The 18,398-nt window shown below is 50.3% G+C and carries 14 protein-coding genes and 1 tRNA gene; 9 read left to right on the top strand and 6 right to left on the bottom strand.

The features are described from left to right. Nucleotide 1 precedes the first annotated feature (1 nt). Both F1593_RS10940 and nrfD read left to right on the top strand, forming a co-directional pair. Nucleotides 2–1,009 (top strand): 4Fe-4S dicluster domain-containing protein, encoded by a 1,008-nt coding sequence (locus F1593_RS10940; protein ID WP_149401600.1) that lies wholly within the window; start codon nt 2–4, stop codon nt 1,007–1,009. 17 nt (nt 1,010–1,026) lie between these two features. Further along, complete coding sequence (gene nrfD / locus F1593_RS10935; RefSeq protein ID WP_149401599.1) at nt 1,027–2,178, top strand: NrfD/PsrC family molybdoenzyme membrane anchor subunit; 1,152 nt, start codon at nt 1,027–1,029, stop codon at nt 2,176–2,178. Nucleotides 2,179–2,333: 155 nt separating this feature from the next. Here nrfD and F1593_RS10930 read toward each other — a convergent pair whose 3' ends face one another. After that, entirely contained in the window at nt 2,334–2,786 is a 453-nt protein-coding gene (locus tag F1593_RS10930) for a hypothetical protein (RefSeq protein WP_149401598.1), read from the bottom strand. Between the two features lie 622 nt (nt 2,787–3,408). Beyond that, entirely contained in the window at nt 3,409–4,602 is a 1,194-nt protein-coding gene (locus tag F1593_RS10925) for an RHS repeat-associated core domain-containing protein (RefSeq protein ID WP_149401597.1), read from the bottom strand. Nucleotides 4,603–5,324: 722 nt separating this feature from the next. On the opposite strand from F1593_RS10925, the gene F1593_RS10920 reads away from it, so the two are divergent. From F1593_RS10920 to F1593_RS10910, 3 genes are all read left to right on the top strand, one after another. Next, the gene (locus F1593_RS10920) at nt 5,325–7,952 is read left to right on the top strand and encodes a CDC48 family AAA ATPase (protein WP_235932551.1); all 2,628 of its coding nucleotides are present in this window, start codon (nt 5,325–5,327) and stop codon (nt 7,950–7,952) included. Between the two features lie 307 nt (nt 7,953–8,259). Further along, nucleotides 8,260–8,637, top strand: coding sequence for a hypothetical protein (locus F1593_RS10915; protein ID WP_149401596.1), 378 nt, complete (start codon nt 8,260–8,262; stop codon nt 8,635–8,637). A gap of 10 nt (nt 8,638–8,647) precedes the next feature. Further along, nucleotides 8,648–10,411 (top strand): ATP-binding protein, encoded by a 1,764-nt coding sequence (locus F1593_RS10910; protein ID WP_149401595.1) that lies wholly within the window; start codon nt 8,648–8,650, stop codon nt 10,409–10,411. A 22-nt stretch (nt 10,412–10,433) separates the two neighbouring features. Here the strand turns inward: F1593_RS10910 and F1593_RS10905 are convergent, their stop codons facing one another. The 3 genes from F1593_RS10905 to F1593_RS10895 all read right to left on the bottom strand — a co-directional run bounded on the left by F1593_RS10905 (nt 10,434) and on the right by F1593_RS10895 (nt 11,924). After that, a complete protein-coding gene (locus tag F1593_RS10905; RefSeq protein WP_149401594.1) occupies nt 10,434–10,964 on the bottom strand; it encodes a hypothetical protein in 531 nt (176 codons plus the stop codon). A gap of 122 nt (nt 10,965–11,086) precedes the next feature. Continuing rightward, entirely contained in the window at nt 11,087–11,728 is a 642-nt protein-coding gene (locus tag F1593_RS10900; protein WP_149401593.1) for a protein-L-isoaspartate(D-aspartate) O-methyltransferase, read from the bottom strand. Nucleotides 11,729–11,852: 124 nt separating this feature from the next. Beyond that, a tRNA-Val gene (locus F1593_RS10895) sits at nt 11,853–11,924 on the bottom strand. A 150-nt stretch (nt 11,925–12,074) separates the two neighbouring features. On the opposite strand from F1593_RS10895, the gene F1593_RS10890 reads away from it, so the two are divergent. The 3 genes from F1593_RS10890 to F1593_RS10880 all read left to right on the top strand — a co-directional run bounded on the left by F1593_RS10890 (nt 12,075) and on the right by F1593_RS10880 (nt 14,857). Then, nucleotides 12,075–12,950, top strand: coding sequence for a slipin family protein (locus tag F1593_RS10890; protein ID WP_149401592.1), 876 nt, complete (start codon nt 12,075–12,077; stop codon nt 12,948–12,950). Nucleotides 12,951–13,247: 297 nt separating this feature from the next. Beyond that, nucleotides 13,248–13,652 (top strand): hypothetical protein, encoded by a 405-nt coding sequence (locus F1593_RS10885; RefSeq protein ID WP_149401591.1) that lies wholly within the window; start codon nt 13,248–13,250, stop codon nt 13,650–13,652. A 965-nt stretch (nt 13,653–14,617) separates the two neighbouring features. Continuing rightward, nucleotides 14,618–14,857 (top strand): hypothetical protein, encoded by a 240-nt coding sequence (locus F1593_RS10880; protein ID WP_149401590.1) that lies wholly within the window; start codon nt 14,618–14,620, stop codon nt 14,855–14,857. 34 nt (nt 14,858–14,891) lie between these two features. On the opposite strand, the gene F1593_RS10875 is transcribed toward F1593_RS10880, so the two are convergent. After that, nucleotides 14,892–16,499, bottom strand: a complete 1,608-nt coding sequence (locus tag F1593_RS10875; protein ID WP_149401589.1) for a GxGYxYP domain-containing protein — start codon at nt 16,497–16,499, stop codon at nt 14,892–14,894. A gap of 291 nt (nt 16,500–16,790) precedes the next feature. Here F1593_RS10875 and F1593_RS10870 point away from each other — a divergent pair, with 291 nt between their 5' ends. Further along, complete coding sequence (locus F1593_RS10870; RefSeq protein WP_149401588.1) at nt 16,791–18,398, top strand: class I adenylate-forming enzyme family protein; 1,608 nt, start codon at nt 16,791–16,793, stop codon at nt 18,396–18,398.

The following is an 18,398-nucleotide window of genomic DNA, read 5'->3' as shown; positions in this document are numbered from 1 at the left end:
AATGTCAGATCATAATGGGCAAGTCTCGGCGACGCCCATCACGGAGAGAGTTCAGCAGTTAACACAACTGCTGGCTCCCTTCAAGAAGGAAAAACCGCTCCCCGAGCAGCCAAAGATGGGCTTCTTCACGGATACCAGTCTCTGCATCGGCTGTAAAGCCTGCGAGATTGCCTGTAAACAATGGAACCAGTTGCCCGCCACCACACCTGAGTGGACGGGAACCAGCTATGATAATACCCAAAGCCTGGGCGCTACAACCTGGCGTCATGTCCAGTTTATCGAGCAGATCGAGCGCCGTATCCCACATGTCAACGCATCAGATGAGAAAGTGCTGAAGCTACCACTATTCGAAATGGATACACCGGTACCCCAAATGGGCATGGATCTCTCAGCATTGCCGGAATTGGCCGGGACACCTACCGGTACAGCCCTGCCATTCTTCAGCACTGATCGCTGGCTGATGCGTAGCGATGTCTGCAAACACTGCGCCAATGCTCCCTGCCAGGAAGCCTGTCCCACAGGAGCCATCATCCATACCGAATTCGATACGGTCTACGTGCAACAGGATATCTGTAATGGCTGCGGCTATTGCGTAGTGGCCTGTCCCTTTGATGTCATCGCCCGCGATTCTGAAGGCGATGGGCAGGCGCATAAATGTACCCTCTGCTATGACCGTTTGAAAGATGGGATGAAACCAGCCTGCGCCAAAGCCTGTCCCACTGATTCGATCCAGTTTGGCGAGGTAGAACAGCTCAAAAGAGATGCGCAAGAGCGGCTGGGATTTCTCCAGGAACGCGGTCTGACGGATGCACGCTTGTATGGAGCGGATGATAAAATTCTGGAGGGGGGATTAAATTCATTCTTCCTGCTCCTCGATGAGCCAGAAACCTACAACCTACCCAGCAATCCAGCGCGTCCCAGCAATCATGTCTTGCCGACTTCACTCGGCGTCATCGTCACCGCCGCCGTGATGGGTCTGATCGGGACATTCTTCTTTAAACAAGAATAGCGCGGGAGAGGAAATGTATGCGAGATACACAGCATGAAAAAACAGAACGAGCGCCAACCGATGAAGCGTTCATCAATAAAACACATAGTCACACATCAGCGATAGAGCCAATCCCACATCAATCAACGTTGCTGGAGAGGCTCGCCAGCCTGACCACTGGCTATACACCTGACTCCATCAGCGAGCTCAAAGAGAAGACCTATTTTGATTATCCTGCTGTCAAGGCGCCGCTCTGGAGTTGGGAAATCATCTGGTACTTCTTTATGGGCGGACTGGCGGCGGGCAGCTATGTCTTAGCCAGTATCGCCACGCTCTTTGGCAAAAAAGAGGATCGCATCGTCGCCCGGGTGGGCTACTACGCCTCCCTGCTGGCCCTGCTCCCCTGTCCACCGCTCTTGATCAAAGATCTGGGTCGTCCCGAAAAATTCTTGAACATGTTGCGCGTCTTTAAATTCAAGTCACCCATGTCGATGGGCGTCTGGGGATTGTTAACCTTCTCAGGCTTTAGCGGCATCACCGCTATGGTACAGGCATCACACGATGGACTATTGGGCAGATGGTGGGGAACACGCTTGCTCTCACGCATCCCATTGAAGCTACTTGCCATACCTGGCAGCATCTTCGGAGTCTTTCTGGGAGGCTATACTGGCGTACTGCTCACAGTGACCAGTATTCCCGTCTGGTCGCGCAGCAAGATGCTGGGAGCGCTGTTTGTCTCATCGGCCTTCTCGACCAGCACCGCCCTGATCTCGGTCATCCTGCGTATCATAGGAGCACCTGCGAAGACATTGTATAAGCTGGAAAAGATCGAATGGGCCAATATGTTGATTGAGATCACTTGCCTGCTCACCTATCTACGCACAGCGGGCCGCACCGCAAAGGCGCTGGTAGGCAGCGAACCCAAAGAACAGGGGCCGACCTTCTGGACCATGATGTTTGGTGGCGGCCTGATCCTTCCCTGGCTGCTCCAAACGCTCATGCTCATCGCAGGATCAAAGCAACCCCGACAACATACCAGTCAGGGACAGCCGACCAAACGCGGCGGCATGGGACTGCTTGTCTCCCTGCTCGTCCTGATGGGAGGCTACTTCTTACGGCGCACCGTCGTCAACGCAGGTCATGCCTCCAGTGCTGACGCCCGCACCACCCTCTGGAACGCCAGACGTTAAATGCCAGCACTCACGCACCTGCACACTATTTATTATATGTTGCAGGTGATGGGGCTTTTCTTCTTTTCCAGGGTTTCGTGAACAAAGGCGTGAACGCTTCTTTATGCTCCATGAGCACAGAGAGCGTGCATGGCCTAAAACTCTATCGGTGCTGGTTACTTGAGACGTCGATAAAGGTACCAGGACAAAAAAGTCTGGATAATTGGTACAATACCGAATAACAAGCCCATAAAAATTCCGAACTGTACGGCAGCATCCAATGATTTACCATCGGTCAATACCTCCATCATGATCAGAAGAAGCAGCCCAATGAATCCAGTAATATTCACTATCAACAACCGATAAAATGACATGGGTCGGGCGGCAATAGGGGAAGATGAGATGGGCCGGAAGGCAATAAGGGAAGATGAAATTTTCTTCCCAAAGTACCCGGAGGCAACGATCCAGACGATAAGCACGACACTATTTAAAGCGAGCTTCCAAAGGCTCAAGGATGGAGGGATACCGAAAGAGGATGGATATACCAACTGTATAATTAGAACAAATACCAATACGAGAGCGCCACCCCATTGAAGGAGTTTTATCCAAAATAAACGTGACGACGACATATAATTCCTCTCCAGATAGGCAGGGATGACAACATGTATCATCCCCTTACTCTTGCTGGTGGTAGCAATAACTTAACGTACTCCCCTTAAAGCTACCACTGCATTAGGTAAACATGCTTTTTTGTGTAAGTAAGGGCTATCCCCAACCCCTTCCCTCTTTTCCATGAGGAAAGGGGAGAACAGGCTTTGCAGGGAATCTGCCAGCTTCATCTTTCATTGATTTACGAGAGGTTGGGGGAAGAACGAAAGCCTTGGGCAAGCTCAGACCCCATTATAGCGCCAATAACCGCCTGATAAATACTGATCATAGGACCAAAAACCACCACTTCGGTGCAATCCCCAAAAACCCCATCCCCAGCCCCACCACCAGTATATCGGGAAATAATCCCATCTGTGGGTGGCCCTGATTTGGACTGTAACTCCAGCGGTAACGCCACTAAAAAAGTGACTCCATATGGCTCGTCCAACCGTAACTACTCAGGACCACATTTTGTGTCGTTAGCGATTCTTGTTACTACATCTAGTAGCAATAAGCTTAACAATAGTTTATAAAACGTCCAAAAGTGGCCTTTAAATAGCTATTGATGAGACAATAGTGAGCACTTTTGAGCTCAAAAATACTCTATAGGGTACCTGAGTAGTTACGTCCAACCAAAACACCTACCAGCCCCACAGCGACGCCAAGAAGACCACATAAGAAAGATCCAAATCCTACAGTAGCTGCTGAACAGATCAACCCAAGAATGACACCAGGCGAACTCCAAATAAAATCCCATAAAAAATTAATGTCATTATTGTTGAAATTGATGTTAATCCAGCCATCCCAATCGGGTGGCCACCGACGCGCCCAATTGATATGTGACCCAGCAAAGGTTAGGTGTCCCGTCGGATCGGTGTATGTTTCAGGATTTCCGGCAACATACCCATAGCGGTTTGGCCCTTGCACTGTGTCTGCCGATGTGAACTGGCCTACCCCATCATCATAGTAGCGCGCATGGTCATAGAATAACCCACTGGGGTCACTTGCCATGCTCGTGTAGCTTCGCGTCGTTGGCATCGTTCCCGTGCTGTAGCGCGTCATTCCATAGGGTGCATACAACGTTGTCGCGGTGACATTGCCAGTATTATCCAATGCTATAGTGGTGCTGCCGAGGAAATCTCTGACCAAATAGGACAGCGTCCCATTCACATTGGTTACAGATGCCACGCCAGCATTGTAGTACTTGGTCGTTGTTGTGGTCGAGCCGGTGGTGCTCACCTCCTCGTTCGGGCCGATATAGTTGGTGGTGGTCGTGGTACCACTATCGGCCACCACTTGTTGGACCCGCTCACCTTCGCCATTATAGGCATACGTGGCGGTTTGCGTTGGACTCGTCGCCGTGCTCTGCCAGTTCGTCTGACGACTCAAGGCATCATACACGATTGGTTGGCCGTTACGCGTGGTCATATTGCCAGCTGGATCATAGCTCGCGGTATACCCTGGCGCGCTAGTCACGGCATTCAGGTGATTCGGATCACCATAGGTCTCACTCCCACTCGGGCCAGTGGTGAGCCGATTGAGCGTGTCGAAGACATAGCTCTGTTGGTAGTTTGCGGCAGTAAGTGTGCCTGCCGTGAGCGTCCCACAGGGAGCGGTGCCTGTTGAACCAGCCCAGGTCGTGCGATTCAGCTCATCATAGCAGTACATCTGATTATCGGTGCCTGTTGGCAGCGTTGTATTCACCGTACTGACATTGCCTACTGCATCATAGGTGCGCGTCTGGTCAAAGAGCGTCACGCTGCCGCTGACCTTCTGGACTTTCTGCTCAGCGTTCATCCTTTACGCATAGAAATACAATGATGAATACACCAAAAATAGAGACGATTCCTTTAAGGGATACATTTGTGGTATTTCTACCTTCAACAGAAATAATTATCACTCTGCCAAAAAGGATAAAAAATTGCATATTCCTATATAACAGAATATCTAGAGCACAGCATGAATTGTACCTGAACAATAATTTTTTTGTCAATAGCAATGATAAGGTAAAAATCCTATAAAACAGTGAAAAGCGTAGTGCTTTCGTATGTTTGACTTGACAAACATTACTAATTAAAAAAATAAAATAGACGCCAACAAGATCCTCGCCCCATTAGGGACGCATACCTTTAATGATCGTGTCGCAGCCGATGATGCATGGGCGCTCGAAACCACACTTGATGTCGAGTGGGCCCATGCAATCGCACCAGCTGCCAACATTGTGCTGCTCACCAGCCCCGTTGATGAGTCACAGGGTATTCAGGGCTTACCTGAGTTCCTTCAGTTGCAACAGGTGGTGGCATCAGCCTCTCGTCCTTCAACTTTATATCGTACAGCCTGCTTGCTGCAGCCTCGTTGCGCATCCCGTGGGATCTGCCATCCAAGAAACGATCTTTGGGCCTATCTCTACTCTAACCTTCTTCATACCTGTTACGTACATGCTTATGCATCCAAAATAATGGTAACAAGCGACCTCTACAGATGTGTAGAGATATTTGTAGAGTTAAGAGAGGGATATAATGGAGGAGCCACGCGTACCATCCAATCTACCAGGCACTAATACTAGCTCCAATACCACGGCGCAGATTACTGATAAACTGCCCACAGGCGCATCCAAACATATCACAACCAAACTAACAGCAGATGACGATGATATGGATACAGAGACGACCACACAAAATACAATCACTGAAACAACGACGCCCACAACCGACCACCTGAAACTGGTTGTGGTAGAAGGCTTCCAGGTTGGACGCGGCGTAGCCCGTATGGACCCCAACGATATGGCGAAGTTAGGATGTCAGGCTGGCGATATCATCATGATCGAGGGTGCACGCACCACCGCCGCCAAGGTCATTCCTAATGCCCTGGTTGATCGCAACCAGCAATCAATCCAGATGGATAGCCAGGTGCGCCAGAATAGCGCCTCAGGACTGGGAGAGTATGTTACCGTCCACAAAGCCAATGTCCAAACGGCTGAGAAGGTTACCCTGCTCCCACTCAGTAGCGGCACACCGATTCAGGAGAGCGACCTGCAATATATCGCCCGCTATCTGGTTGGACTTCCGGTCACAATAGGTGATCTGTTGCGCGTCGGTACACCCGGAGCCGCACCACGCGAATTCCTGATCATTGGGACCAATCCCGCCACACCGGCTTATACCTTGCAGAACCGACAGAAGACCGGCGAACTGCCAATTGCCATCTCGCCGACCGCTAATGGTGATGTCGAAGCGGTCCTGGTACAACCCGGAACGATTATACGCTCACAATCGCGCAGTTCAAGCAATAATGGCGCACCTCGCAGGGTGGGCTATGAAGATGTCGGCGGATTGGGCAAAGAAATTCAACGTATCCGCGAGATGCTTGAACTGCCACTCAAATATCCAGCCGTCTTTGATCGCCTGGGAGTTGAACCGCCCAAAGGTGTCCTACTCTATGGACCTCCTGGAACCGGTAAAACATTGATCGCTCGCATCGTCGCCACCGAGACCAATGCTTCCTTTTTTATCATCAACGGGCCTGAAATCATCAATAAATTCTATGGTGAAAGCGAGTCGCGGTTACGCTCGGTCTTCCAGGAAGCTCAAAAGCGCGCCCCCAGCGTGATCTTTATCGACGAAATCGACGCCCTGGCCCCCAAACGAGCCGAGACCGGCGGTGAAGTCGAGCGGCGCATCGTAGGACAACTGCTCGCGCTGATGGATGGAATGGAGTCCCGTGGACAGGTTGTCATTATCGGAGCCACCAATCAGCCCAACGCGCTTGATCCAGCCATACGCCGTCCAGGACGCTTTGATCGTGAAATTGGCCTGCGCGTGCCCGATACGCATGGACGCATGGAGATCCTCCAGATTCACAGCCGGGATGCCGCGCTCGCCAACGATGTGGATATTCAACGTCTGGCCCAACTCACGCCTGGCTTTGTCGGTGCGGACCTGGAATCCCTGTGCCGTGAAGCCGCCATGATCGCTTTACGGCGCGTCCTCCCACATATCGACTATCAGCGCGGCTATATTCCCTATGAAACGCTGGTCAACCTGAATATCACCATGGCAGATTTCCAGGCCGCCTTACGCGAAATTGAACCCTCGACGACGCGCGAAGTCTACGTTGAAGTCAGCGATACCTCATGGGATGATATCGGGGGGCTTGAATATACGAAAAACCTGCTCACAGAGAGCGTTGAATGGCCATTGCGCTATCCAGAGATCTACTCTAACGCCAGGGTAGAACCACCACGCGGCATCATTCTCTCCGGCCCTCCCGGATCAGGTAAAACCCTGCTCGCACGTGCTTTAGCCAATCAATGCGAAGCCAGCTTTATCTCCATTAAGGGACCAGAGCTCCTCTCAAAATGGGTAGGGGAATCAGAAAAAGGGATTCGAGAAATCTTCCGGCATGCCAAACAGGCCGCACCGTGTATTGTCTTCTTCGATGAGTTGGATGCCCTGGCCCCGCGCCGAGGACAGGGCAACGATGGCAATGTGGGAGATCGCGTGATTGCTCAATTGCTGACCGAGATGGATGGTATTGAAGGCCGTGAGGGCGTGATTGTCCTGGCAGCCACCAACCGTCTCGATATGATCGATCCCGCTTTATTGCGTCCAGGCCGCTTTGATCTCAGCGTCGAACTGCAATATCCAGATGAAGATGGACGTCGAGAAATCTTTGCCGTCCATCTTCACGACCGACCACTGGCCCCCGAAGTCACCGCCGAGGAATTAGCCAAACTGACACCGGGACGCAGTGGAGCAGATATTGAAGCCATCTGCCGCCGCGCCGCTCTGCTAGCCTTACGCGAATGGATCGCCCCACGCTTACTGCCGGGACAGGTCCAGATTACGCAGGTGACCGAGACGGGCGACAGCAGTTCAGCAGGTACCACATCGGCCACCAATACAGATGGAACAGCTGTTGAAGCCGAGCAGTCAGTCCCTAAACGCTTTAAGATCCTGCCCGAACACTTTGCCGCCGCCATTGAAGAACAGAGCAAACGCTACGCGATTCAAGAAGCGTCGGAAACAGAGCGCGCGCGTCAGGATCGCGGACGTCAACGCCTGATTGAGATGGCAGCTGACCGGGAAGAAAAGCCACCCTTACGCGGTTTCCGCCTCTGGCTTGCCCGCCTCTTTGGCCTGGCCTGAATAGCCTTGCGGTGAGGGCCTTCTTTGCCGGGAGGAATGAGATTGCCATATATAATGCGAGGCTCATCTTTATGATAAAGATGGGTCTCGCATTATATATGGAAGAGTTTTGAACGCATTTATCTCACTGTATCTATGAATAGGCAACTAACGTTTTTTCTATGACCAGAGATTAAAATATACAAGAGTAGTTAAACTGTATTTATTGATAGCTATATTGTTGTAGGTACTATCCACTTACAATATATAGGTGACTATGCTATAATAAACATCGGAGAGCATTACCAACAAGCGAAGGGAGGAAATAGTGTTACCCATACATAACAACTCCTCTTCCGTCTCCCGTGAGCAAGTTACAGAGGCGTACCTGCAAGCCATTGGGTTGATTGATGAGCGAGTCGCCCCCTACTTAGGGAAGGCAACCACTCGTGTTCTGGTGCAAGGTGCCGCCAAGCGCCTCACTATTACCTATCCATTTCTCAACTGTCTGGTGAATCGTCCTTATACCGCACTTATTCCAGCTATTATACATGAACAACTCGGCAGCATCACTGCGAACGAGCTCGAAGAAGGCTTAATGGCTCTATTGGATGCATGTTTTGCAGGTTTACGCGAGCTTACTGGTGACCTTATTGTTCCACCCCTTCATGACGAAGTAACGAACCAATTACAACAACTACAGTAAGGGGATCAGCATGGAGAGCAGCGTACAATCCAAGTCGCAAACCGTAGATATTCCCATTCGGCCCCCCAATGGGCTAAACGCAGAGCGTTTGCTCGCACTCAAAGGGGAGATGGAATATCTCAACACGATTGGCAAACAATTCGTAGCCGCCTTCGACCGCTTTCAGGTTCATCGTGCTCTACTGGCAGCATTAAAAGAAATTTATAGTTTTTCAGCTTGCTGCATCTTACTCAAAGGAAATCCATTCGACCTCTTTATTATCCCATGTTATCCATTAAATGCATCCTTTCTGGAATCAATGATCCAGCGCATCGCCAGCGCAGCCAACGCGCTCGATTTTCCCACAGTCACAGCCGAACAATTGACGCGTAGTGCCTACTTTGACGCCCCCGATGAATTAGCCCAGAATCGCGCTCAAGGCGAGCTATCCAGTACCACCATCGGTTCCTGTCTGAATATCCCACTGACCGTCGAGGACCGTATTATTGGCATCCTGAGCCTCTTTGACGAGAAGCCCGGGACATTTGACGCCAATCTCTTGAAATTAACCACTATGATCGCCGATTATGCAGCGGTCGCATTGGAGAATGTCCGGCTACGCGAGCGCGAGAATGCTCTCTGGCGACAGGCGGAATTTGAACGCATGCGCCTGGAATTGATTATTGGGAGTATGGCTGAGGGACTCTTAATTACAGATACCAACGGCACCATCAAATCCCTCAATAAATCCGCTGAACAGTTGCTGGCACAGGCACAGACGGTTCTCACATCTGGCGTGCCTTTGCGGCGCCTGGCCGAGACCAGCGATATTCCCTGGCTTCCCCGGCTGGTTGAAATTATCCAGCAGGCACTCAGCGGCAAAGTCGTGAAGGGACAGGAACTGGTAGCAGGCAAAACTGACGAACGCGTCCCCCTGACATTGAGTATCAGTGCCGCTCCCCTGCATGAAGCAGGTGAGTTTTCATTGAAGCCTAGCGGAGTTGTCGCGGTCCTCAATGATATTACCTCAAGTAAGCAGGTGGAACGACTCAAGGACGATTTTGTCTCGGTCGTCTCGCATGAACTGCGCACTCCTCTCACCGCCATAAAAGGCTATACGCAACATCTGGTACGGCGTGCTGAGCGGCGGCTGCACAAATTACGCGCCAGTGAGCCAGAACACAACCATCCAGAGCAGCATGATCTGCACAGCCTGGCGATCATCCAGAGCCAGACCGAACACCTTGAGCGGCTCGTCAATGATCTGCTCGATCTCTCTCAGGTGCAGTGGGGGGACATCCATTTGCACTATACAACCTTTCAGATGAAAGCAATGCTTGAAAATCTGGTACGCTCAGTCCAGGCCAGCGCGGAGCAGCATCTATTGATGCTAGAGGTCGTAGAAGAAGAAACGACCGTTACCGCTGATCAGGTCAGAATCGAGCAAGTTATCGGAAACATACTGGACAATGCAGTCAAATATTCGCCCCACGGTGGTCAGATACTTGTCAGTCTGCGCAAGCAAGCGCAGACATACCATATCAGCGTCAAAGATCAGGGCATTGGAGTCAGTCCCGAACATTTCGAGCACATCTTTGAGCGCTTCTATCGTATCCAAAACACTGCTAGCCAGCACTATGCTGGAATTGGGCTTGGTCTCTATGTTGCTAAAGCGATTATTCGCAGACATGGAGGACACATCTGGTTAGAGAGCAATCCAGAAAATGGCAGCACTTTCCACGTCAGCATCCCGGTTGTCCCACCCACACAGAGTGCGGAACAGGCAACCGCATAGTATGGCATGGCATGATCCCTGACTAAAGGGATAACAGTTGTAGAAGCTCGTGGGGATTTGATCCAAAATGACTGCGCACATAGGAATAGCCAAATGGTGTGAAATGGAATTTTGACCAGTTGGCTCGCATGATCTGCATAGTGCGTAAAATACGGGCTTCGCCCCAGAGTGGATAGCGCACATCGCGTAATGCGTTGAGGATATCAGCACAACTTGTCACCAGGATGCCACAGGCGATCACGACGAGCTTTACCAGCGTATGATTGCGCAATGGAATGGGGCTCAAAGGGGTAAAGAGCCCGACGGCCAGAATGCCGCCTGAGACAATCGCGGGACAGAGGACATCGAGCCAGATGTAGAGGAGCGATGGTTCGCGGATGGCCATCAACGTCACCCCAAAGGGACTGACAGCCCAACCAATCAGCGGCTCATGCCGCCATACCATTATCAGAATATGCATTAACTGACAGAGGACAAACCAAATAACCAGGAACACAATCAACATCAAGAAGTTTGCAAGATGAAAACCATTACGAAGTAAAAAACCTGGCATGCGAAATTCCTCCACTGCGGCAACTGGTCTTTGAGGAAACATTCTATATTCCTTATTATAAAGCAACAATTCCCATTCTCGCAATTATACAGCCCAAATAGCGGCAAATTTTACTCTCAAAACTATTGCCAGGCATCTTCGCCAACCAGCGGGACGAAGACACAGCGACCAAGAGAATAGGTTTGTGTCCCCCCTTCAACCTTTTGGATGATTTGCAAATCTTGCAGGGTTTGATCGCCAATGGGGATAACCAGGGAACCACCGAAATGAAGTTGCGCCAGCAGTTGGGCTGGCGCGTAAGGAGCGGCAGCGGTGACAATAATGCGGTCATAAGGAGCATGTTCAGGCCAGCCCAGTGAACCGTCTCCTACCAATAACTCAACATTGAGATAGCCTAAACTTTTCAAATGCTCAGCAGCTTGCAGAGAGAGTTGGACATGGCGTTCGATACTATAGACCTGAGCTGCCAACAACGATAAAATGGCCGCCTGATAGCCTGAACCGGTCCCTACCTCTAAGACGCGCTCATTACCCGTGAGATGCAGTGCCTGTGTCATAACAGCAACCATTAACGGTTGAGAGATGGTTTGACCAAGGAGCAGAGGTAGAGCTTGATTGGCATAAGCCATCGTATGCAATGATGTGTCCACAAATTGTTCACGCGGCACCGTTGTCAGGGCATGGAGAACACGAGGATCATGGATACCACTGTGTTGAAGCTGAGTCATAAGTTGTTGGCGCTGTGCTGAAAAATCGTATCCCATAGAAAAAACACGGTTGGTTGGGCTGGAATAGTTGTAACGAAATTTGATGGTACTAATCAACAACTAGATACGGGGATAATCGTATATAATTCAGGTGTGGAAACATCTACATCAGGAGAAAGGGTGGGCGCTACTGGTATCGAACCAGTGACCTCTTCGGTGTGAACGAAGCGCTCTCCCACTGAGCTAAGCGCCCTTATGCTGACGGGAATAACTATATCATTAGTGCATCAAATTGTCAAGCGCTTTCACAACAGATTTCCACCAGCCACCATCTTTCAAGATCCAGGAAGGATGTCTACCGTCCCTCAAGGGGGGACGGAATATCTCTAAAGGAGAGGGTTCCATGGGTATTTTCATTGGTCTGGTTGTCGCCATTATCGTTCTGTTTGTGCTCTCAGGTTTACGTGTAGTGCAACAATATGAACGTGGCGTTATCTTTACCCTGGGAGCGTCGAAAGGCGCGAAAGGACCGGGTATCTTCTGGGTGCCACCATTTATCACGCGTATGGTGAAGGTAGATTTGCGCGTGGTGACGATGCAGGTTCCCCCACAGGAACTAATCACGCGGGATAATGTGACGATCCGTGTGACGGCAGTTGTCTACTTCCAGGTTGTCAATCCCGAAGCGGCAGTGATCAATGTGGTGAATTTTGTGGATGCTTCAATGCAGATCGGTCAAACTACGCTCCGCAATGTGCTGGGACAGGCTGAACTGGATGAGTTGCTGGCACATCGCGACCGTATCAATCAGAGCCTGCAGACCATTATTGATCAGTATACTGAGCGTTGGGGTGTCAAGGTTACGGCCGTTGAGGTCAAGGATATTGAACTACCACCAACGATGCAGCGTGCAATGGCAAAACAGGCCGAGGCTGAGCGCGAAAAACGCGCCAAGGTTATCCATGCCGAAGGCGAGTTACAGGCTTCAACACAACTGGCACAGGCCGCCAGCGTGATCGGATCGCAATCCAGCGCCCTCCAATTGCGCTATCTACAAACGCTCACCGAGATTGCCGTTGAGAAAAACTCAACGATCATTTTTCCTTTGCCAATGGATATCATCGAGCCATTTCTCAAAATGCGCCCCGATGCGGCGGCAGAACAGCACGAAAAGCCTGGTAAACAACCCGCACCAGAGCAATATACGCATGAAGTGCCGCTGAATGTCTATACTGATCAAACCATCACGCGGCCCGCGCAACTTCAACACAACGATTAACGTCTATTCCCTGATCAAAAATTTGTCAATAGATTGAGGTAACCGCCAGGGATGGCAATTCCTCACACTTGCTTGAAAGGAACACAAAAATGAAAAAATTCGTCGCCAAATGGATTGTCAGCGCGGTTGTGTTACCAGCAGTTGTACTGGTATTGCGCAAACGTATCTTCGAACAGATCGACAAGCGCTTCTAATAATCTGTATCCTACCCTTCGCCTTCGCCGTTCGGGAACACGGTTCTACTATATGGTATACTGAAGGACAAAGTTATAATAAACGCTCTTCAGGAGACTTCCTATGGATGAAAAGACCGTAAGCTCCACGGCGGAACAAACGAAGAACTCAGTGCTGAAAAATACGGCAGTGCAGCAGGTAGAACCTTCAGCAGAGATAGCTGGCAGCGAACGTCGCCAGGCGTATGGGACCGCAAAGACCGAAAATTTACGCGATTCCGGGCTCTGGCGACTGCTTCTTCCAGCCGTTGTGATTATTTGCTGCGTTGCGCTCTTTGTTATTCCTCTGATTATCCTGATCCCGTTGTTGTTCAACTCTATCTCAGCCATTGGCACTTCCCACACCCAGGAAGCACAACTCCTCTGGGTATGGGTCACGATGATTGTGATTGAAATGCTGCTCTTCGCAGTAATCGCACGTGGTATTCTCAAAGCCTTCTTAACCCAGGCTGGCAACTATCGTGCATAATTATACTCACTACATCATGGAGATTGCACCGTAAAGATGCAGTCTCCATGATGCCGTATCAGCCTCCTTTATCTTCCCTGATCTTCACCCATGATTTTTCTCGCATACTCTCTAAGACAGGTCAGACTCCCGTGCTCTCCATCGTCTCTGTGCATGCGTTTTCGCACCTACGGTGCTCAAACATCTTTTTAGTATGTGGTGCAGGAAAGGTGCTGTGCACCTTTCCTGCACCACATACTAAAAAGGGCGCAGGCGCGCACGCGCCTGCCAGCAGGTGAGCAGCAAGATCCCGCTGGTATTGGGGGGCTGACACTCTCTTAAAAAGAACGTAGATGCAGAGGCACCGCCTACAAACGGGCAATAAAATCCTCATGCTTAAAAGGGGCCAAAATGCCCAAATGCATCAGGCAGAAGTCCTCCTTCATTTGCCATTGATAGCCATATCCGGCTAATCTTCCAAGAAACTCAAAAGATGATACAAAAATAGCTTGACAATTATAGCGCCTCCAAGTACACTCATTAGCAGTTAGTAGGCCTTCCATTCTCGGCATATAGTAGATATGGATTTACAAAAAGAATTCAAAGCTTCGTGCCTTGTAAAATATACAGATACTCGTACACTACCGAGTATGAAAAAATGGTACGTAGGCAATCAACAACAGCGCGGTATCAATGACAACAATACGCGCTACAGAACGAGCATTAGCGGGAATAGCCCGAGCGTTCCAGAAATCCAAGTCGCCTCAAAATCCCCTCATCCCATAGCAACCTTTTTCATGCTGTCAATTGTCAATATACCTGCCAGCAGGATAGCGAAAGTAGAAGGCATATCTCATGGTTGTATCTTGCCAGATTACAGCATTTGATCCATGGCAGTTTCACCGCGATTCTAGTATAAAAAATACAGTATTTATGCGTCCCACACTACAGCCATATTCCGGCCTCAAAAGAGGGGAGGTGATAGCATGAGAGGAAAATTACGCGACAAAGGTTCGATAAATAAGCGCGATCCATTTCATAATAACGCAGGCGAACAACGACGGCCGTATAAACGCGGCCCACGAACCGCCGATTGGATTGATCAACAACTCGCGCAATTAGACGAGGAAGAGGGAGAGGAAGAAGAAGAGGAAAGTCTGGAAGAGCCAGCCAGCGAAGAGCAACTTGAAATCGAGCCTGCCGTAAAAATTGTCGCAAAAAAATAGCCCACGCATGTAGCCCTCACTCTTGTGGTGAGGGTTATCTTTTGTGAGAATGAGCCTGGAGAGCAAACATGGTTCGTGGCAGGATACATTCATAATCTGGTCCCAGTTGTTGCAGGATCTGCTGAACAGCCGTGGGCGTCATATTCCAGGCTATCAGGTAGACATGGAGGAACAGGGGACGGCGCCGAAATATGCGCGATGCTAACTTGATCAGGCGAACCGTGCGCTCGACGTTCGTGGTAAAACCAAGCGTATTATGGAATACGAGTTGGTGCTGGTTATGCCATTGCGCCGGTCTACCCGTAAAGCCGGCTCCATTTAAAATACCGGTTACTCCATAGCGTGCCAGCGTTGAAGCCCACTCCTGCTGCACATGTCGCGTAGAGAGACGCATGCCAGCAAAACTAAAGGCAGCCACCAACGGCAATCCGGTGCGATAGAGCGCATCCACATCGAGCAATGTCAACGAAGTCATCCCCAATCTGTGCATCAAGCTGCCTGTCTGCTGAAGATAGAGATCCTGTCGTGCACGTGGATAGCGTGAGGGATAGATATAACCCATGCCACTGGGACCTGCGATCAACTCGTCATTTGGTCCGGCAGTTGAAGTATAATAGGCAGCCAGAGCAGGCATAGCCTGAGCCAGCAGCGGCGACATGGTCCATCCCAATGGAACAGTTTCTCGTGCTGGATCATTCCAGATCGTGCGCAAATGATGCTGGCAATATTGCAGATTATCTCCATCACTCATGGTAAAGGACAGATAGATTTTATCCTCTAACGGCGGTACATCCATATGCGTTGCTGGCAGAGGCAACGCTTCTGGCTGCACAGCTGTCCATACCTCCAGGTTCAGGACATAATCCGAAGCAACTACAGCCATACCGGCTTCCGAGGCCAGGGCAACCGCGCTCTGCTCATGGATCACCCAGCCAAGATGGACCGCACCAACGGTCGGGGCATAGGTTGCAAAGAGCTGCTGCATTAAAGCACGTTCAGAGAGCATTCCTGCTGTAAAATCAGGGAGATATTGTTGGGAATCCAGCCAGTAGACAAATGCGCCGGTCGCCACCAGAAACGAACGCAAGCCACAAAAGGCTCCGGGGTCCAATCCCGCCAGGATACGCGGCGATGAGCGGGGCAATAGCTGTTGGACCGCCCAATGATAGGCCTGCAAACGACTGCGCCAGCCATACTTGCGTAAGTCGTCCACAACAGGCAAATGATAGCGCTTAATCAAAGCCACAGCCAGTTCAGGATCTGCGATCAAGGCGTCTCGCTGTCCCGCCATCGTGGTAGCAATGTTGATAGTATCCAATAGTTCAGATTGATAAATAATGACGCCCTGCACCAGGGAACGATAGGTGAAGAGCAAGGCATGCAAGGATTCAGAACCGTGATGGGAAAAATAGGTTGTGGATACATGGCGCAGTGCCTGTTGTAGCCAGAAAACATCATCCTCACAGGCAATCAAATAGATGCGTGGACGTGGACGATTCACCAGACCAGCTATCACAGTAGCAGTGATCAGTTCAGGACGGGAAGCCCCACGCAGATCATACACATCCAGATGGATCACCATTTGAAAAGCAGGGATCAAGCGTGCATCAGACCAATCCAGACCGGGCATAATAGTACGCATTCAAAGATCCTTTCGACCATAAAATTAATCTTTGTATAGGACGTGTATAGGACGTATGATAACTTATTTGAACATATACAGTATGTCCAAATTCATCCACTATGAGAAGATATATAAAACAGCATGCTAAAACTTGACCTTGAAGAGAAAGCAGAGTATGCTACACAGTATATAAAAACATTCAAGCAAACTGACATATGTACATGGGCCACTCTTGTGTCAAAGATCTGCAGTCCCTGTAATTTTTTTTCTGAATGCTCATAGTCGAGTTTCCCAGAAAGGACGCCTGCCATGTCAAATAATATGTTTGCCCCCGAGCTATTCCGCCCTCCTCTGGATATTCCAGAAGTATCCTACGATCAACTCCTTCGCTCAGCCGCTGAACGTACCCCTAATCGTGTCGCAATTATCTATCATGATCTTAGTCTGACCTATCGAGAAGTTGTCTCCATGGTCAACAGTATCGCCAACGGTCTCTACGAACTGGGATTACGCAAAGGCGACCGCATCGCCCTCTTTCTGACTAATCGCCCAGAATATATTATCACCTTTATTGCCGCCGCCTCAATCGGGGTCGTCGTCAGTCCTATGAATCCATCCTACAAAGAGCGTGAAGTAAGTTATCAGATCGAAAACGCCGAGGTCCAGGCGATCCTGGCTCAGAAAGAGTTAGTGCCGATCCTCAGTCTGGCATTCTCACATACTCAATTTCCACACCTTAAGCACACTATCATCACCGGGGATAAGGTACCGGCGGAGTTGCCAGAAGCTATTCCCTTTGCCAGGCTGTTGCGTCGCTCATCACCCAAACGACCACCACAGGTTGATATCCTTCCTGACGATCTGCTCGCGCTCCCCTATTCATCGGGAACCACTGGACTACCCAAAGGGGTCATGCTCACCCATCGCAATCTGGTCAGTAACAATCTCCAATTCATCCACGCGGTAGGAGTTGATCTCACGGATACTGCCCTACTCTTCCTCCCTTTCTATCACATCTATGGGGTTATGCTCACCGGCAGTTTTCTCGCCTGTAGCGGCACACAGGTCATCATGGAACGCTTCGATCTGCTAGAATCATTAGAGTTGTGCAGCCAACATCATGTCACCTTTTATTTTGCCGTCCCACCAATTATCCTCGCTCTGGCAAATGCGCCGGTTGACCTCAGCAAAATGCAAACGGTCAAATACGTCTTCTCGGGCGCGGCTCCTCTGCCAATCGAGCCAGCGCGCAAACTACAGGCCAAGATTTCAGCCTGTGTGGTCCAGGGATATGGGCTCACCGAAGCCTCACCATTGACTCATTCACAGGCACGCGATCCCAAATTGCAACGCATTGGCAGTATTGGCTTCCTCACCCATAATACAAAACAGAAAATTGTCGATATTGAGACTGGTACACACGAACTGCAAGCAGGGGAAACCGGTGAGTTGCTGATCCGTGGCCCGCAGGTCATGCAAAGCTACTGGAACGCACCCGAAGAGACTGCCTATGCCCTCCAGGATGGCTGGTTACACACGGGCGATGTAGCGTATGTTGACGAAGAAGGATACACCTATATCGTGGATCGAAAAAAGGAGATGATTAAATATCATGGCTTCGGCATCGCACCGGCGGAAATCGAAGCGCTCCTCCTGGAACATCCCGGCCTCATCGATGCCGCAGTTATCGGAGTGCCAGATGACGAGGCAGGCGAATTAATCAAAGGGATCGTCATTCCGCGTCCCAACAGCACCCTGACACCTGCTGATGTACTGACCTTCGCCAATGGCAAACTGGCTGGCTATAAACGCATCCATTTTATTGAATTCATTGACAGCATACCCAAGACAACATCGGGAAAGATTCTACGCCGCGAACTGATAGAGCGTGAAAAAGCACGGCAGCAAGGAGCATGA

Source organism: Dictyobacter arantiisoli (genome assembly GCF_008326305.1).
In the GTDB taxonomy this organism is placed as follows: Bacteria; Chloroflexota; Ktedonobacteria; order Ktedonobacterales; family Ktedonobacteraceae; genus Dictyobacter; species Dictyobacter arantiisoli.
Note: the sequence above shows the minus strand (reverse complement) of the source record. Positions and strands in the feature narration are given on the sequence as shown.

What these genes read in the sequence shown, in the direction of transcription:
- F1593_RS10940 (WP_149401600.1), top strand. Translation starts at nt 2, where the DNA reads ATGTCAGATCATAATGGGCAAGTCTCGGCGACGCCCATCACGGAGAGA.
- nrfD (WP_149401599.1), top strand. Translation starts at nt 1,027, where the DNA reads ATGCGAGATACACAGCATGAAAAAACAGAACGAGCGCCAACCGATGAA.
- F1593_RS10930 (WP_149401598.1), bottom strand. Translation starts at nt 2,786, where the DNA reads ATGTCGTCGTCACGTTTATTTTGGATAAAACTCCTTCAATGGGGTGGC.
- F1593_RS10925 (WP_149401597.1), bottom strand. Translation starts at nt 4,602, where the DNA reads ATGAACGCTGAGCAGAAAGTCCAGAAGGTCAGCGGCAGCGTGACGCTC.
- F1593_RS10920 (WP_235932551.1), top strand. Translation starts at nt 5,325, where the DNA reads ATGGAGGAGCCACGCGTACCATCCAATCTACCAGGCACTAATACTAGC.
- F1593_RS10910 (WP_149401595.1), top strand. Translation starts at nt 8,648, where the DNA reads ATGGAGAGCAGCGTACAATCCAAGTCGCAAACCGTAGATATTCCCATT.
- F1593_RS10905 (WP_149401594.1), bottom strand. Translation starts at nt 10,964, where the DNA reads ATGCCAGGTTTTTTACTTCGTAATGGTTTTCATCTTGCAAACTTCTTG.
- F1593_RS10900 (WP_149401593.1), bottom strand. Translation starts at nt 11,728, where the DNA reads ATGGGATACGATTTTTCAGCACAGCGCCAACAACTTATGACTCAGCTT.
- F1593_RS10890 (WP_149401592.1), top strand. Translation starts at nt 12,075, where the DNA reads ATGGGTATTTTCATTGGTCTGGTTGTCGCCATTATCGTTCTGTTTGTG.
- F1593_RS10885 (WP_149401591.1), top strand. Translation starts at nt 13,248, where the DNA reads ATGGATGAAAAGACCGTAAGCTCCACGGCGGAACAAACGAAGAACTCA.
- F1593_RS10880 (WP_149401590.1), top strand. Translation starts at nt 14,618, where the DNA reads ATGAGAGGAAAATTACGCGACAAAGGTTCGATAAATAAGCGCGATCCA.
- F1593_RS10875 (WP_149401589.1), bottom strand. Translation starts at nt 16,499, where the DNA reads ATGCGTACTATTATGCCCGGTCTGGATTGGTCTGATGCACGCTTGATC.
- F1593_RS10870 (WP_149401588.1), top strand. Translation starts at nt 16,791, where the DNA reads ATGTCAAATAATATGTTTGCCCCCGAGCTATTCCGCCCTCCTCTGGAT.